This is a genomic window from Dactylosporangium sp. CS-033363, assembly GCF_050942475.1.
Lineage (GTDB): Bacteria > Actinomycetota > Actinomycetes > Mycobacteriales > Micromonosporaceae > Dactylosporangium.
The window spans coordinates 1,659,059-1,675,223 of sequence record NZ_CP192032.1 but is presented as its reverse complement, the minus strand read 5'-3'; the positions used below and the strand labels follow the sequence as shown (position 1 = coordinate 1,675,223).

Below are 16,165 nucleotides of genomic sequence, written 5' to 3'. Positions count from 1 at the left end.
GCAGGGAACGCGGTCGGCGTGAGCAGTACGAGGCAGGTGCCGGAGACGCGCAGCATGTCGCGGGACGAGCTGTCCGCGGACGACGCGTGGCAGGCGCTGCGCCACCACGGCGGGTGGACGCTGGTGCGGGAGGCGTTTCTGCGCTTCCGGTACGGCGACGGGTTCAGTCACTCCCGCGCGCTCGGGCTGCAGCTGTGCCTGGCCATCGTGCCGTTCCTGATCGCGCTGTCCGGGCTGGCGGGCAAGCTCGGCGTCGAGGAGGGCGGCGACGTGGTGGCCGACACCGTGCTCGCGCTCACCCCCGGGGCCAGCGAGCAGGTGGTGCACGATCTGCTCACGCCGGGCGACTCCGAGGAGGCGGGCGAGCTCGCGCTGCTGCTCGGGCTGGTCACCGGGATGCTCGCGCTCACCACGGCGATGGCCCAGATCGAGCGCGGGGCCAACCGGATCTACGGCGTCGAGCGGGACCGGCCGGCGCTGCTGAAGTACGCGCGGGCGGCGGTCCTGGCCGCGGTGGCCGGCGTGCCCGCCCTGGCCGGGTTCCTGATGCTGGTCGCCGGGGACGCGCTGGGCGAGTCGCTGCGGGTGCGCTACCCCGCGTTCGGCGCGCCGTTCGCGGCCGTCTGGGCGGTGGTGCGCTGGCCGGCCAGCCTCCTGCTCGTCGTCACGGCCGTCGCGGCGATCTTCCGGTTCGCGCCGCGGCGCCGCCAGCCGGCCTTCTCCTGGCTGCTGTTCGGCGCGGCGCTGTCCACGGCCCTGTGGTGGGGCATCAGCGCCCTGCTGGCCCTCTACGTCCAGGGCAGCGGGGCGTTCGGCGCCACGTACGGCGCACTGACCGGGATCATGGCGCTGCTGCTGTGGGCGAACGCGACCGGCGTCGTGCTGTTCCTCGGCATCGCCTTCGGTGCCCAGCTCGAGGCGTACCGGGTCGGCGTCCCCGGGCCGATCGTGCCCGACCAGTGGGCCCCGCCGGGGGTCAAGACCGAGCGGTGACCGCCGCCCGGAGACGGTCACGACCGAGCCGTGACCTCGGCCTTACTGGTCGTGCCGACGCGCACCGCGCCCAGGTCGGCCCGCTGCCCGGCCGCGCTGCCCGCCTCGAAGCCGCCGCCGCTGAGCCGCCGGCGGCGTCCGGCGCGCACGTTCGGGTACTCGGCCTCGACCGCGAGATCCACCGCCCGCTCCCGGTCGGCCAGCACCAGCGCGGTGCCGGGCGCGGCGGGCTCCTCGGCCTGCGCGGCAGCGGCGGCGAAGCGCTGCTGGACGGCCGAGCCGAAGCCGATCAGCCACGAGCGGCGCCACGCGGCCGCCTGCTGGCCGTCCGGGACCGCCTCGCGCAGCATCCCCCGCGCGGCCTGCACGAGCAGCGAGGCGAACAGCAGCTCCACCCCGGCCACGTCGGACTCGAAGCCGAACAGGTGCACCGAGACGCGCAGCCCGTCCGCGGTACGCCGCTCCAGCCGGATCGACCGGCACCGCAGCGCGGCCGCCACGACGTGCAGCAGGTACGCCTTCTCGCGCAGGTACGGCGCGGCCAGCTCGACCAGCCGGTTGCCCACCGCCTGGCGGCGCTCCGCGCGGGCGTCGAGCAGGGCCTGGTCGATGCCGTACTTCGCGATCAGCGCCATCGCCTTGGCGGTCAGCGCCTCGGCCTCCTGCGGCGTGCAGGCCGGGTCCTCGGCCTTGGCCAGCAGCTTGCGAACCTTGTCGAGCAACCTCTACTCGCCCGCGGCCTGGGCGGTGGCGACGGTGTCCGTGGCGACCGAGCCGGGCGCCGGCGTGCCCGCCGGCCGGGAGCGCAGCTCGTGCCCGACGCTGGTCAGGCAGCGCCCGCTGGGCAGGTCGAACTTCCAGCCGTGCAGCTGGCAGGTCAGCGTCTTGCCGTCGACGATGCCGAAGCGGGTGAGGTCGGCCTTGAGGTGCGGGCACCGCCGCTGCACGATCCAGTCGCCCAGCTTGATGTCCTCGGCGTCGGGCTTCTGCTCGGCGAACCAGCCCTCGGCGTACTGCAGCCGCTCCTCCGAGAGGCACTTGAAGAACGAGTAGACGAACTCGTTGTACTGCCCGATGCGCGCCGCGGAGAACCGGCAGGACAGGAAGAGCGAGTTCACCCAGTCGACCTCCTCGATGAACAGGAGGTGCTCGATCAGCGCGCGCTCGGTCCGGAAGCGGTACCGCACCTTCTCGTCGTCGTACGCCCGCACCTGCTTGCCGGGGAAGTCCACCACGATCGACTCGACCGACTCGCCGTCGTAGCCCACCAGGTCGAAGCGCACGGGGCCGCCGACGCCCTTCGCGAGGTACACGGACTCGTCCAGCAGCGGCTCGATGCGCTCCTTCATGCCCTTGAGCACGTCGATCTCGGGGTGCCGCCAGGTCGCCTTGGCCGCGTCGATCATCGGCAGCTTGCGGGTGCGCATCTCCTCGAGGTGCTCCCGCTTGTGCGCGAAGAAGTCCGCGACGTCGGTCGGGTGCGTGGTGGTCGCGGAGTCGGCGGTGAGCTCCATCACCGAGCCGGGCAGCAGGACCGTCGAGTTGGTCCCGCCGACCTTCGCGTACTCCTGCTGGAACACCCACTGGTCCGGGAAGATGTTGCCCTCGTCGCCGAAGATGTCGTTGAACTGCCACAGCTCGTCGTCGAGGAAGCACGGCGGGCCGGCGATCGGCACGACGTTGGAGGCCTTCAGGTCGTCGATGTAGCGGAACGTCCGGTCGAACTGCCGGTCCCGCTTCTGCTTGCCGAACGCGCGCTTGGCCGCCTCGGGCAGCTCGTAGACCATCGGATACCAGATGGCGCCCGAGAACTGCAGCAGGTGCGCGTGCACGTGGCCGAGCGCGTTGAACGTCGTCAGATCGGTCGGACGCGCGTCGTTCTGATTCAGGACCCGGATGCCGTCGTACTCCACCCACAGCGCACTGTCGCCGATGGGCCCGTCGGTCGGCGAGGTCAGGGCCTGGATCATGATCTTCAGGCCGCCGTCGAGCTCGTGCACCTGCTCGGTCTTCGTCTCCAGGAACCGCGTGAAGCCCAGCGCCTCGAGCTCGTCGCGCATCTCGCTGGTCGGGAACTCGGGCAGCAGGACGGTCGCCTTCTTCGACACGAAGCGCTTGAGGTGCTCGGCGTCGAAGTGGTCGCGGTGCAGGTGCGAGACGTAGAGGTAGTCGCAGTCGCCGAGCGCCTCCCAGTCCAGCAGCGAGTTGTCCGGGAAGGGGAACCACGACGCGAAGTAGGCGGGATTGACCCACGGGTCGCACAGAATGCTCCCGGCCGGCGTGTCGATGCGCAGGCTGGCGTGGCCGGTCCCGGTGATCCGCACCGCTTTTCCTCCTCGATCGGTACCGCAGATTGCGCGCTCGACGCTACCCGACCGACCCGCAACCGTCCTGGCCGGTGCCGCATGCCAGACTTTCCCAGAAGCCTGTCGCATGCCCGAAAGGACGAGCCGTGTCCGAGCACGAGCCAGTGACCTCACCCGACCAGCTCAAGCCGGGTCACCCGCGCGCGGCCCGCATCGGCGCGGCCGTGTCGGCCCTGTTTCTGCTGACCATGCTCATCGGCAACCACCACGGCCGCATCGAGGACATCTTCCTCATCGTCAGCGCCGGCCTGCTGGTGCTCGCCCTCGTCGGCGACTGGGTGCTGCGCCGCAACGGCCTGCGCTGACGGTCGCCGCGGTCTGACGATATGTCGGGCGCTGGCGCGCCACGACATATCGGACTTATACCCCGACAGGGGATGTGGGCGCTTTGTCGGTTTTTCGTCACGCTCCGTGATCGTCAGACAATGACGAGCCACTGTCATGTTTCGAACTGTGCACAAACGAGAGGGCGCGCCCGGCACCGGCCGGACGCGCCCTCTCGACGTTCTGCTTCAGGTCAGCGACGCCGCGTGACGATGTCGCGGACCTCCTTGAGCGCCGCGTCGACCTCGGCCTCGAAGTACCCGCCGGGCACGAGGTTGAAGTGCGAGGGGTCGAGGTCGCCGTCGCTCAGCGGGCCGCCGCGGCCGGTCAGCGAGGCCATGACGCCCTCGAAGAGCCGGTCGACCTGGGCCCGGTCGTAGCCGCTGCCGAAGCGCCGCAGCTGGAACGTGCGCCGCAGCTGGTCGATCCGGGCCACCTCGGTGGACTGGTGCTGCTGGGCCGGCGGCGGGCCGCCGTACGGGTCGCCCTGGGGCCCGCCGTACGGGTCGCGGTCCTGCGGCGCGCCGTAGGGGTCGCGCTCGGGCGGGGCGCCGTACGGGTCGCGGTCCGGTCCGGGCGCGCCGCCGCCATAGGTCGGGGGCTCGGGGCGCTCCATGCGGATCTCGGCCGTCATGTCGGCGCGCGGGGCCCGGGGGCCCTGGTCGTAGCCGCGGTCGTCGTCGAAGGCGCCGCCGTAGGTGGGCTCGTCGTAGCGGCCGCCGTACCCGGGTCCACCGGGCGGCGGGCCGGACGGGGCCTGGCCGGGACGGGTCGGCAGCGGCGCGCCGGGCGGCGGCGGCGCGGGCCGCTCCATGGTGCGATCCACCGGCCGGTCCATCCCCATCGTCCGGTCGACGGGGCGGTCCATGCCCATGGTGCGATCGACCGGGCGGTCCATGCCCATCGTACGGTCGGCAGGCCGGTCCATGCCCATGGTCCGATCGGCCGGCCGGTCCATCGGCGGGCCCATGCGGTCCATGCCGGGCGGTCCCATGCGGTCGGGTCCGGGCGGTCCCATGCGGTCCGGCCCGGGGCCCATGCGGTCGGCGCCGGGCGGCGGCCCCATCCGGTCCGGCCCGGGGCCCATGCGGTCGGGCGGCGGCGTCATGCCGACCCGGTCGGGCATCCGCTGCGGTTCCATCCGGTCGGGCATGCGCTGCGGCTCCATGCGGTCCGGCATGCGCTGGGGCTCCATGCGCTCCGGAGCCATCCGCAGCTCGCCGCTGCGGGAGTCCAGGGCCCGGCCGAAGCCGCCGCCGCTTCCGCTGCCGCGCTCCTCCAGCTCGGCCAGCTGGCGCTCCACGCGGTCGAGGTGCAGGTCGACCTGCCATTCGTCGTAGCCGCCGAAGCGGACGCGGAAGACCACGTCGTGGACCTCCTGCGCGCTGACGGGAGCGCCCATGGAGTCTCCGGAGAGGGTTGCCTCCACCCGGTCGAGGAACGAGTCGACCTCGTCGACCTTGTATCCCCGCCGCATCGCACGGCGCCGGAACCGCTGACCCTGACTCACTGTGTCTCCTCGTTCGCTCGCCGTGCTAGCAAGCCGTCCTCACGCTCTCCCACCTTGCCACCTCCGGAGGCCGCAAGCTGCCCGCAGGCTCCGTCAATCTCCCGACCCCTGGTGTCACGCACCGTAGTGGGCACACCGGCGGCCCGGAGGCGCCGGACGAACTCCCGCTCGACCGGCTTGGGGCTCGCGTCCCATTGACTCCCGGGTGTCGGATTGAGCGGGATGAGATTGACATGTGCGAGACGGCCGGACAAGAGCCGACCGAGCAGATCCGCCCGCCACGGATGGTCGTTCACATCCCGGATCATTGCGTACTCAATGGACACGCGCCGACCGGTGCGAGCCGCATACTCGAACGCGGCATCAAGCACTTCGGCGACCTTCCAACGTTGGTTGACCGGTACGAGCGTGTCGCGCAGATCATCATCGGGCGCGTGCAGCGACAGCGCAAGCGTCACCGACAGCCCCTCCTGCGTCAACCGGCGCATGGCGGGGACCAGCCCGACGGTCGACACCGTGATGTGCCGCTGGGAGAGCCCGAGGCCCTCCGGCGCGGGCTCGGTCAGCCGCCGTACCGCCGCGATGACCCGGTTGTAGTTGGCCAGCGGCTCGCCCATGCCCATGAACACCACCCGCGAGAGCCGGTCCGGGCAGCCGGGCAGCGCCCCGCGCGCGGCCAGCCCCGCGAACCACACGACCTGGTCGACGATCTCGGCCGTGGACAGGTTGCGGGTCAGCCCGGCCTGGCCGGTGGCGCAGAACGGGCAGGCCATGCCGCAGCCGGCCTGGCTGGAGATGCAGACGGTCACGCGGTCGGGGTACCCCATCAGCACGCTCTCCACGAGCGAGCCGTCGTGCAGCCGCCAGAGCGTCTTGCGGGTGGTGCCGTTGTCGGTGGCGAGCTCGCTCACGGGCGAGAGCAGCTTCGGCAGCAGCGTGCCGGTGATCGCCTCCCGCGTCCGCGCGGGCAGGTCGGTCATCTCCTGCGGCTCGCGCACCAGCCGGCCGAAGTAGTGCGTGGAGATCTGCTGCGCGCGGAAGCCTGGCTCACCGAGCTCGGTGACGGCGGCGCGCCGGCCCGCGAGATCGAGGTCGGCGAGGTGGCGCGGGGGCAGGGAGGCGCGACGGCCGTCGGGGGTGGTGCCGGCCGCGGCGGGGGACAGGTTCAGTACGGGCAGCTGCGTCATGACTCATCCAGTGTCCCATGCCCGGCCTCATGATCTGTAAGACCGCTGGCCAGCGCGGCTGGGCGACGTTTTCCCTGGTCCTCATCGACTCAGGGGGGCTGTATATCCGCTCCGGGCGACGCTCATCGGGTCCACGGCACGCCCATCCGGGTCCACGGCACGCTCATCGAGTCCACGGGCACGCTTATCGGGTCCACGGCACCAGGAAGGCGAGCACGGCGTACGCGGTCGGCAGGGCCAGCAGGACCGAGTCGAGGCGGTCCATGAGTCCACCGTGGCCGGGCAGCAGGTTGCTCATGTCCTTGACGCCGAGGTCCCGCTTGATCAGCGACTCCCCCAGATCGCCCAGCACCGAGGCGATCGACACCGCGACGCCGAAGATCGCGCCGTGCCACCAGATCGCGTCGTCGAGCAGCAGCGGCAGGGCGACCGCGCTCCCCGCACCGGTCCAGAAGATCGAGCCGGCGAACCCCTCCCAGGACTTCGCGGGGCTGACCGAGGGCGCCATGGGGTGCTTGCCGAGGAAGACACCTGTCGCGTACCCCCCGGTGTCCGACAACACCACGGCGAGAATCGTCACCAGGACCCGCACGGCCCCGTCGTGGGCCGGATAGGCGAGGAGGGCGGCGAAGGAGCCGAGGAACGGGACGTACACCGCGATGAGGGCGCCGGCGGTGACGTCGCGCTGGTAGTGCGGGACGCCGTCGGCGAAGCGCCAGACGAAGACCAGCAGCAGGGTGGCGACCAGGCCCAGCGGCAGCCGCTCGGCCCCGCCGAACCAGGCCAGGCAGACCATGAGCGGGGCGCCGAGCAGCAGCGGGACCAGCGGCGGGCGGGCCTTCTGGACGCTGACGGCGCGGACCATCTCCCAGACGCCGATGGTCACGGCGGCGATCACCAGGAAGAGGAAGAGCGTCTTCCACACGAAGAGGGAGACGACGACGAGGCCGCCCAGGCCGGCGCCGACACCGATGGCGGCGGGCAGGTTGCGGCCCGCGCGGCTCTTGCGCTTCTCCGGCTCGAGAGCGCCGGTCGCCGCGGCGGCGATCTCGCTCGCCTCGGTGCCGGTGAGCGCGGGGGTGGCGTCGCTCGGCCTGGTGCCGGTGGACGTCGCGGTGCCGTTGGGGGACGCGGCGTCGTTCGGCGCGGCGCCGGTGGACGCGGCGGTGCCGTTCTGGGACGTGGTGTCGTTCGGCACGGTGGCGTCCGGCGCTGCGGTGCCGTTCGGGGGCGCGGCGTCGTTCGGCGCGGCGCCGGTGGACGCGGCGGTGCCGTTCGGGGGCGCGGCGTTGTCGCCGTGGTCCAGTTGGACGTTACGGCGGACGGGGGTACCCGTGGAGGGAGGAGCGGTGGGCAGTGGGAGCGGTGGGGGTACCAAATCCGGCTCTTCTGCTTTTTGCTCTTCTGCAAACGACTCGGGCGCGGCATGCTCTTGCCGCGCCCGTGTCTTCGACGGGTCGGGGCCCTGCTGAGCCCGCTTGAGGTGGGCCATCAGACCTCGAGTAGCTCGGCTTCCTTGTGCTTGAGCAGCTCGTCGACCTGCGCGACGTACTTGTGCGTCAGGTCCTCGAGCTCCTTCTCCGCGCGGCGCACCTCGTCCTCGCCGGCCTCGCCGTCCTTGACGATGCGGTCGAGCTCCTCCTTGGCCTTGCGGCGCACGTTGCGGATCGCCACGCGGGAGTCCTCGGCCTTGTTGCGCGCCACCTTGATCATGTCGCGGCGGCGCTCCTCCGTCATCTGCGGCAGGAGGATGCGGATCTGGGTGCCCTCGTTGTTGGGGTTCACGCCCAGGTCGGAGTCGCGGATCGCCTTCTCCATCAGGCCGATCACCGACGCGTCGTAGGGCTTGATGATCGCCATGCGGGGCTCGGGGATCGCGATCGAGGACATCTGCGGCAGCGGGGTCGGGCTGCCGTAGTAGTCGACCATCACCTTGCCGAACATCGCCGGAGTGGCGCGGCCGGTGCGAATGACCGCGAACTCCTCCTTGGCGTGCTCGATCGCACGATCCATCTTCTCTTCGGCCTCGAAGAGTGTCTCTTCGATCACGGGGTCTGTCCTCCTCGATCCGGGGCGGGTTCGGCGGTGATGAGCGTCCCGATCCTCTCACCACTCAACGCGCGAGCGACGTTGTCCTCCCCCTCCGCGCCGAAGACCAGCATCGGCAGCGCGTTCTCCTGGCAGAGGCTGAACGCCGTCTGGTCCACCACCCGCAGCCCCTGCAGCAGCGCCTCGGCGAACGTGAGGCTTTCCAGCTTGCGGGCGGTCGGATCGGTGCGCGGGTCGGCGGTGTACACGCCGTCGACGCCGTTCTTGCTCATCAGCACGGTGTGCGCGTGGATCTCCAGCGCGCGCTGGGCGGCGACGGTGTCGGTGGAGAAGTACGGCAGGCCGGCGCCCGCGCCGAAGATCACGACGCGGCCCTTCTCCAGGTGGCGGATCGCCCGCCGGGGGATGTAGGGCTCGGCGACCTGGGCCATCGTGATCGCGCTCTGCACGCGCGTCTCGATGCCCTCCTTCTCCACGAAGTCCTGCAGCGCGAGGCTGTTCATGACCGTGCCGAGCATGCCCATGTAGTCCGCGCGCGAGCGGTCCATCCCGGCCCGGGAGAGCTCGGCGCCGCGGAAGAAGTTGCCGCCGCCGACGACGACGGCGACCTGCACGCCGCGGCGCACGACCGTGGCGATCTGGCGCGCCATGCCGCGCACCACGTTGGGGTCGACGCCGACGGCGCCGCCCCCGAACACCTCACCGGAGAGCTTCAGCACGACGCGCCGCGCCCCGATCGGGGCGGGGGTCAGGGGCTGCCTGGCCGCTTCGACGGCGGTGTTCGTCATGTGGGCACCCTTCTGTCCTCTGTCCTCGTGTGGAAAGGGGGTCACGGTCGCCATCCGGTTGACCGTGACCCCCTCACTGCTGTTGTACCGCCGGTCAGGCCTGGCCGACCTCGAAGCGTACGAACCGCGTCACTTCGATGCCGGCCTCTGCCAGCACCTGCTTGACCGTCTTCTTGTTGTCGCCGACCGAGGGCTGCTCGATCAGGACGAAGTCCTTGAAGAAGGCGTTGACGCGGCCCTCGATGATCTTCGGCAGGGCCTGCTCGGGCTTGCCCTCCTCGCGGGCGGTCTCCTCGGCGATGCGCCGCTCGGAGTCGACCACGTCGGCGGGGACCTCGTCGCGGGTGAGGTACTTCGGCCGCATGGCGGCGATCTGCATCGCCACGCCGCGGGCGTCGGCCACCGCCGCCTCGTCGGTCTTGCCGTTGAACTCGACCGCCACGCCGACCTGCGGCGGGAGGTCGGGGCTCTTGCGGTGCATGTAGATCGCGACCGGCTCGTTGAGCACCGCGATGCGGTTGATCACGAGCTTCTCGCCGATCCGGGCCGACTCGGCCTGGATCAGGTCGGCCACGGTGGTGTCGCCGAGCTTGGAGGCGAGCAGCGCGTCGACGTCGGCCGGCTTGGTCGCGTCGACGTGGGCCGCCAGCTTCTGGCCCAGCTCGACGAACGCGTCGTTCTTGGCCACGAAGTCGGTCTCGCAGTTGATCTCGACCAGGCCCGAGCCCGAGTGCGCGACGAGGCCGTTGGCCGTGGTGCGCCCGGCACGCTTGCCGACGTCCTTGGCACCCTTGATGCGCAGCAGCTCGACGGCCTTGTCGAAGTCGCCCTCGGACTCCTCGAGCGCCTTCTTGCAGTCCATCATGCCGGAACCGGTCAGTTCGCGGAGCCGCTTGACGTCCGCGGCGGTGAAGTTGGACATGACTCTCTCTCGCTCTGTGGGTTACGCCTGGTTGGTCTCTTCGGCGGCCGGAGCGGCCGGAGCCGCCGGGGCGGCTGCGGGAGCCTCGCCGGCCTTGGCACCGCCCTCGAGCAGCTCGCGCTCCCACTCGGCGAGCGGCTCGTCACCGGCCACGACGCCCGGCTCGGGCTTCTGGTCGGCACGGGTGGCGCGCCCGGAACGAGCGATCAGGCCGTCGGCCACCGCGTCGGCGACCACGCGGGTCAGCAGCGCCGCGGAGCGGATGGCGTCGTCGTTGCCGGGGATCGGGAAGTCGACCTCGTCGGGGTCGCAGTTCGTGTCGAGCACGGCGATCACCGGGATGCCCAGCTTGCGGGCCTCGTCGACCGCGATGTGCTCCTTCTTGGTGTCGATGACCCAGATCGCCGACGGGAGCTTCTGCATGTCGCGCAGACCGCCCAGGGTCCGGCTCAGCTTGGTCTGCTCGCGGGACAGCTGCAGGGTCTCCTTCTTGGTGTACCCCTGCGCGGTACCCGTGAGGTCCAGGCTCTCCAGCTCCTTCATCCGCTGAAGGCGCTTGTACACCGTCTGGAAGTTGGTCAGCATGCCGCCGAGCCAGCGGTGGTTGACGTACGGCTGGCCGACGCGCGTCGCCTGCTCGGCGATCGCCTCCTGGGCCTGCTTCTTGGTGCCGACGAACAGCACCGAGCCGCCCTCGGCCACGGTGTTGCGGATGTAGTCGTACGCCTTCTCGATGTAGTCGAGCGTCTGGCGCAGGTCGATGATGTAGATGCCGTTGCGCTCGGTGAAGATGAAGCGCTTCATCTTCGGGTTCCAGCGGCGGGTCTGGTGCCCGAAGTGGACGCCACTCTCGAGCAGCTGGCGCATGGTCACGGCCATGTTCTTGGTGAACCTTCCTGGTTGTCCCACGGCGGACCGGGTGGCCTGCCGTGCCTGGCGCCCGGTCGTCGGCCGTCTCACCCTTCGCACACGCGGTGGTGCACCGCATGTTCTCTTGGGACCAGGGCGGCCGCCGCCCTGTGGTAGCTGACCCGTCGCGGGAATGCATCCGGCGGGCTAGGGAGGGCGCGCGAGGTCGACCGCACGGTGTGCGGTCGCCGGGGCAAAGTGTACGCGCCGGGGCCGGGCTTCTACGAATCCCCCCACTGGCGTGTAGTTCGCCCGCTTTTGTCCAGCTCGTTAAGCCGCCATTCCCGCCGCCATGAACAGCAGCAGGGCGACCGGCAGATAGCAGAGCGGGGCCCGCAGCCACGGCCGGATGCCGGGGGCGGCGGCGGCTGCTCCGCCGATCAGGCCGTACAGGCCGAGGGAGAACATGGGCAGCGCCGGAATCATGAAGATCCCGGCCAGGGTGCCGCCGGCGGGGATCTGATCGGCGGTCATGGCGTCGATGAACAGCCGCAGGACCGGGATCTCGAACAGCACGGTGACCAGCACGAGGGCGACGGCGAGGCCGGGGCGCTTGCTGCGGTAGACCGCTCCGCCCGGGTCGCCGCCGTACTGCTGGGGCTGAGGCGCCGGGACGGCCGCGGTCAGCGCGGTGGGGGCGGCGAAGGCGCTGGATCCGGCTCCATGGGGTGCGCCGGATCCTGGGGCGGCCGATACCGGCGCTGTGGGGATCGCGCCGAGCGGGCCGGTGCCGGACGGGGTGATCGTGGGGAGGCCCTGGATCGGGGAGCCGGAGGTGGTCAGGCCGGGGATCTGGGCTCCGGCGAGGCCGTTCGGGGCGGCGCCGCCGGAGACGGGGCGCTGGAGGGCGCCGCGGTCGATCGCTTCGGAGCGGCGGGAGCGGCTGGTGTACTCGCCGGAGAACTCGCCTGAGTCGCCGGCCGCGCGGCTGGGGAGGGCGGACGGGGGGAACTGGCCGCTGGGGGTGTCGCCGTAGGTGCGGGCTGGTCCGCTCGGGCCGCTCTGACCGCTCGGGCCGCTCGGGCCGCTTGCGGCTCGGGGTTCTGGGACTCGGTAGCCGGGGTCGTCGTATTCGCGTTCGTCGGCGTATCTGGTTGGGGTGTAGCCGCGGTCTGCTTCGCCGTAGGCGCGGTCGCGGTCGGCTTCGCCGTAGGCGCGGTCGCGGTCCGCTTCGCCGTAGGCGCGGTCGCGGTCTCGGTCCGCCTCGCCGTAGGTGCGATCGTCGTCGCCGTACCCGCGGTCGGCGTCGTCGCGGCGGCGCCCTCGATCGCTGGGGGCGCGGTCGTCGTACCCGCGATCGTCGTATCCACGGCCGTCCGGGTACCAGCGGGAATCCGCATCCGGGTCCGGGGGGAAGTTCCGGCGTCCATCCACGGTGCGTCACGGTAGGCCCTCCACATGATCCTCGCCACCCGGCGAAGGTGCTTGTAATCTGCGTCGCTCCCGGACATCGACCGCCTTTCCATCCGCGATCCGGGCATTTGGGACCGCGCGCGTTCCTCATTCGCGGGCGTGGTCCTGCGGCTTTTCCTCCTGGGTTCTCTTGTGGCTTCGCTCCTGGCCAGGGCTTCCGCGTCTGGCGGATTCCTGACAGCGCCAGCCGCTGCCGTTGCGGGTCGGCTGGCCCTCGGGGCTCGGCTGGCGCTCGGGGCTCGGCTGGCGCTCGGGGCTCGGCTGGTCCTTGCGGGTCGGCTGGTCCTTGCGGGTCGGCAATCGGAGCTCGGGTGGCAGCGCCCGGTCCCAGCGCTGCTGCGGCGGCGGATCCTGCGGTTCCCGTGTCCGCGGCTCTTGTGCCTCCAGTTCCTGCGGTGCCTGCGCCCTCGCACTGGCCTTGGGCCACACCCGCGGCCAGGCGAGCACCCTCGACCGCAGCGACCTCCACCACCGGGCCGGCATCGCCAACCCGGGCGGCACCCGCGGCCGCCGCAGGCTCCCATCGGCCCACACGGCCCGCGGCGACCGCCCGGTCCCGATCCCACCGGCCCGGCACCCTCGCCTTCCACCGAACCGCCCGGCCCGGATCGGCCTGCCCGGCCCCATACTCGGTGGGTGACTGACGCTCCGCGTGATCCGCTCATCGCCCGCATGCGCCCGTTCGGCACCACGATCTTCGCGGAGATGTCGGCGCTGGCCGTACGCACCGGCTCCGTCAACCTCGGGCAGGGCTTCCCCGACACCGACGGACCGGCGGCGATGCTCGACGCGGCGGCGGCGGCGATCCACGGCGGGCGCAACCAGTACCCGCCGGGCCCCGGCATCCCGGAGCTGCGCGCCGCGATCTCGGCTCACCAGCGGACGTTCTGGGGCCTCGAGTACGACCCGGACGGCGAGATCCTCGTCACCGCCGGCGCCACCGAGGCGATCGCCGCGAGCATCCTCGCCCTGTGCGAGCCCGGCGACGAGGTCGTCTGCTTCGAGCCCTACTACGACTCGTACGCGGCCTCGATCGCCCTCGCCGGCGCCGTCCGCCGCCCGGTGACCCTGCGCGCCGTCGACGGCCGCTACGCCTTCGACCCCGCCGAGCTGCGCGCCGCCTTCGGCCCGAAGACCCGCCTGGTGCTGCTCAACTCCCCGCACAACCCGACCGGCAAGGTCTTCACCGCCGCCGAGCTCGCCATGATCGCCGAGCTGTGCATCGAGCACGACGTCCTCGCCATCACCGACGAGGTGTACGAGCACCTGGTCTTCACCGACGCGTCCGCCCCGCACGTCCCGCTCGCCGGCCTGCCGGGCATGCGCGACCGTACGGTCCAGATCTCCTCGGCCGGCAAGACCTTCTCGTGCACCGGCTGGAAGATCGGCTGGGTCTGCGCCACCCGCACCCTGGTGTCGGCCGTGACCCGCGTGAAGCAGTTCCTCACGTACGTCAACGCCGGCCCGCTCCAGCCCGCGATCGCCGTGGCCCTGGAGTCGCCGCCGTCCTACTACCAGGAGTTCCGCGACGACCTGCAGCGCAAGCGCGACCGCCTGTGCAAGGGCCTGACCGAGGCCGGATTCGCGGTACTGCAGCCCGAGGGCACCTACTTCGTCACCGCCGACATCACCCCGCTGGGCGGCACCGACGGCGTCGACTTCTGCCTGTCGCTGCCGGAGCGCTGCGGCGTCGTCGCCGTCCCGACCCAGGTCTTCTACGACAACGTCGAGGCCGGCCGGCACCTCGTCCGGTTCGCGTTCTGCAAGCGCGACGAGGTCCTCGACGAGGCGGTGGCCCGGCTCCAGCGGCTCTGAACCGTCCAGCGCTGCCCACTGCCGACCACGCCCCGGCCGCAGCGCCTCGGAATCGTCCACCGCCGCACGTCGCCGATCCGCTCCAGGCTGCAGCGCCTCGGAATCGTTCACCGCTGCTCCTCGCCGACCGCGCCCTGGACGGATCTCGATCCCGGCGGCGTCCAGCGGCACCGGTTGTATCGGCCACAAGCCGTCCACCGCTCGCCGTCGGTCGCGCCCGGGCAGCGGCGGCCCCGACCCGTTCAGCATTCCCGGTCCTCGCCGCCGAGACCCGACGACGTCCTCCACGGGCCGATGTGGCTCTGAACCGTTCACCGCTCCCCACCGCCGCCGATCCCGGCCCGGCCCCACGGACCCGTTCACCGCTCCCCCTCCTCCCCGATCGCGGCGCGAGGCACGTTGCTCAGCCGGTACCCGTCCGGCGCCGACACCACGAACCCCAGCTCCTCCAGCAGCGGCAGGTTCCGCCGCGCATCACGCCCGCTGACCCCGGCCGTCGCGGCGATCTGCTCCGCCGTCGTCGCCCGCCGCGGCCGCACCGCGTCGAGAATGCGCGCCTGCAGCGGATCGAGCGTGTCCTCCGGCCGCCCGGCCCCCTGGATCGGCGTGGCCAGCTCACCGACGCTGCCGACCTCCTCGACGATCTCCTCCACCCGGGTCACCAGCACCGTGCCCGGCTGCCGCAGCTCGATGTGGCACCCGACCGACATCGGCGAGTTAATCGGCCCCGGCACGACCATCGCCGAGCGTTGCAGCAGCCTGGCGTACCCGAGCGTGCTCCGCGCCCCGCTGCGCGACCCGGCCTCGACCATCACCGTGCCCCTGGTCGCCCCGGCGATGACCCGGTTGCGGGTCAGGAACCGCGTCTTGTGCGGCTGCGTGCCGGGCGGCCACTCGGTCAGCAGCAGCCCCTCGACCCCGATCTGCTCGAGCGCCGCCGCGTTCGCCGCCGGGTACGCCTTGTCGATCCCGCACGCCAGCACCGCGACCGTCGCCCCTCCCCCTGCCAGCGCGCCCCGGTGCGCCGTGACGTCCACCCCGAGCGCCCCACCCGACACGACCGTCCACCCGCACTCCGCGAGCCCGTACCCGAACTCCGAGGCGACGAACGCGCCGTACCCGGTGACCGCCCGCGCCCCGACCACCGCCACGGACCGCTCCAACGTCTCCCCGAGCCGCAGCGGCCCCCGCAGCCAGAGGCACATCGGCGGATCGGTGTCCCGCCGCAGAATGTTCCCGGGACGACTGGCCCGGACCAGGTCGTCGAGTGCCGGCGGCCACTCCTCGTCCGCGGCGGTGACGATCCGCGCCCCGAGCCGCTCCGCGAACTCGCCCATCCGCCCGGCAAGCGTGGCCGCCACGTCGGCGTCGCCGTCCACGCCCGCTTTCCGCATCCTCGCCTGTACCGCACCCGCCAACCCAGTCGAGATCCCGAACCCGCCGATCACCCGAACCAGCGCCTCCTGCGCGCCCACGGACCGCACCAGGATCCCCAGCTCACGGGAGCCGGGCTCGACGAGCATCCCGAGCGCCATCCGCGCCGCCCGCTCCTCATCCGGGCTCATCGGACAGTCCTCGACCGCAACTCGAGCGCCTCGCGCACATCGGCGGCGTCGGGCCGCTCCCGCCCGTGAAGATCCGCGATCGTCCCCGCCATCAGTTCCTCCCCCGACTTCATCCGACGGTCCTCGAACGCACCTCAAGCACCTCGGCGGCGCCGGACCGCCTGCGCCCGTCGCGGCCCGCGGTCACCCCCGCGACGCACCCCTCGCCCGCGCTCACAGCACGCTCCTCGACCGCAGCTCAAGCGCCTCACGCACGTCAACGGCATCGGTCCGACCCCGCCCGTCAAGGTCCGCGATCGCCCAAGCGGCCCGCTGCTCGCCCGT

The 16,165-nt window shown here is 72.0% G+C and carries 14 protein-coding genes; 3 read left to right on the top strand and 11 right to left on the bottom strand.

The features are described from left to right. The first annotated feature begins 18 nt into the window (after window positions 1–18). Window positions 19–993, top strand: coding sequence for a YihY/virulence factor BrkB family protein (locus tag ACQPZ4_RS07685; RefSeq protein WP_433057433.1), 975 nt, complete (start codon window positions 19–21; stop codon window positions 991–993). A 17-nt stretch (window positions 994–1,010) separates the two neighbouring features. Here the strand turns inward: ACQPZ4_RS07685 and ACQPZ4_RS07680 are convergent, their stop codons facing one another. Together ACQPZ4_RS07680 and ACQPZ4_RS07675 are read right to left on the bottom strand one after the other, a co-directional pair. Further along, window positions 1,011–1,715, bottom strand: a complete 705-nt coding sequence (locus ACQPZ4_RS07680; RefSeq protein ID WP_433057432.1) for a DUF2786 domain-containing protein — start codon at window positions 1,713–1,715, stop codon at window positions 1,011–1,013. A 3-nt stretch (window positions 1,716–1,718) separates the two neighbouring features. Next, the gene (locus ACQPZ4_RS07675; protein WP_433066359.1) at window positions 1,719–3,311 is read right to left on the bottom strand and encodes a Rieske 2Fe-2S domain-containing protein; all 1,593 of its coding nucleotides are present in this window, start codon (window positions 3,309–3,311) and stop codon (window positions 1,719–1,721) included. 134 nt (window positions 3,312–3,445) lie between these two features. On the opposite strand from ACQPZ4_RS07675, the gene ACQPZ4_RS07670 reads away from it, so the two are divergent. Then, entirely contained in the window at window positions 3,446–3,664 is a 219-nt protein-coding gene (locus tag ACQPZ4_RS07670; protein WP_433057431.1) for a DUF2631 domain-containing protein, read from the top strand. Between the two features lie 212 nt (window positions 3,665–3,876). On the opposite strand, the gene ACQPZ4_RS07665 is transcribed toward ACQPZ4_RS07670, so the two are convergent. The 8 genes from ACQPZ4_RS07665 to ACQPZ4_RS07630 all read right to left on the bottom strand — a co-directional run bounded on the left by ACQPZ4_RS07665 (window position 3,877) and on the right by ACQPZ4_RS07630 (window position 12,422). Then, on the bottom strand, window positions 3,877–5,193 hold the full coding sequence (locus ACQPZ4_RS07665) for a DivIVA domain-containing protein (protein ID WP_433057430.1): 1,317 nt from the start codon (window positions 5,191–5,193) through the stop codon (window positions 3,877–3,879). Next, entirely contained in the window at window positions 5,190–6,380 is a 1,191-nt protein-coding gene (gene rlmN / locus ACQPZ4_RS07660) for a 23S rRNA (adenine(2503)-C(2))-methyltransferase RlmN (protein ID WP_433057429.1), read from the bottom strand. The genes ACQPZ4_RS07665 and rlmN overlap by 4 nt, the downstream gene beginning before the upstream one ends. A 184-nt stretch (window positions 6,381–6,564) precedes the next feature. Continuing rightward, window positions 6,565–7,758 carry a phosphatidate cytidylyltransferase gene (locus ACQPZ4_RS07655; RefSeq protein ID WP_433057428.1) on the bottom strand — a complete coding sequence of 398 codons (1,194 nt, stop codon included), beginning with the start codon at window positions 7,756–7,758 and terminating at the stop codon, window positions 6,565–6,567. Between the two features lie 113 nt (window positions 7,759–7,871). Then, window positions 7,872–8,429, bottom strand: coding sequence for a ribosome recycling factor (frr, locus tag ACQPZ4_RS07650; protein WP_433057427.1), 558 nt, complete (start codon window positions 8,427–8,429; stop codon window positions 7,872–7,874). After that, window positions 8,426–9,217, bottom strand: coding sequence for a UMP kinase (pyrH, locus tag ACQPZ4_RS07645; RefSeq protein ID WP_433057426.1), 792 nt, complete (start codon window positions 9,215–9,217; stop codon window positions 8,426–8,428). Before pyrH ends, frr begins: the two co-directional genes overlap by 4 nt. 94 nt (window positions 9,218–9,311) lie before the next feature. Next, window positions 9,312–10,139, bottom strand: a complete 828-nt coding sequence (gene tsf, locus ACQPZ4_RS07640) for a translation elongation factor Ts (protein WP_433057425.1) — start codon at window positions 10,137–10,139, stop codon at window positions 9,312–9,314. A 21-nt stretch (window positions 10,140–10,160) separates the two neighbouring features. Continuing rightward, complete coding sequence (gene rpsB, locus ACQPZ4_RS07635; RefSeq protein ID WP_433057424.1) at window positions 10,161–11,018, bottom strand: 30S ribosomal protein S2; 858 nt, start codon at window positions 11,016–11,018, stop codon at window positions 10,161–10,163. Window positions 11,019–11,318: 300 nt separating this feature from the next. Beyond that, the gene (locus ACQPZ4_RS07630) at window positions 11,319–12,422 is read right to left on the bottom strand and encodes a hypothetical protein (RefSeq protein WP_433057423.1); all 1,104 of its coding nucleotides are present in this window, start codon (window positions 12,420–12,422) and stop codon (window positions 11,319–11,321) included. 711 nt (window positions 12,423–13,133) lie between these two features. Between ACQPZ4_RS07630 and ACQPZ4_RS07625 the strand changes: the two genes are divergently transcribed. Further along, window positions 13,134–14,276: a pyridoxal phosphate-dependent aminotransferase gene (locus ACQPZ4_RS07625; RefSeq protein WP_433066356.1), complete on the top strand. Its 1,143-nt coding sequence runs from the start codon at window positions 13,134–13,136 to the stop codon at window positions 14,274–14,276. A 359-nt stretch (window positions 14,277–14,635) separates the two neighbouring features. Here the strand turns inward: ACQPZ4_RS07625 and dprA are convergent, their stop codons facing one another. Further along, a complete protein-coding gene (gene dprA / locus ACQPZ4_RS07620) occupies window positions 14,636–15,841 on the bottom strand; it encodes a DNA-processing protein DprA (protein WP_433057422.1) in 1,206 nt (401 codons plus the stop codon). Between the last annotated feature and the right edge of the window lie 324 nt (window positions 15,842–16,165).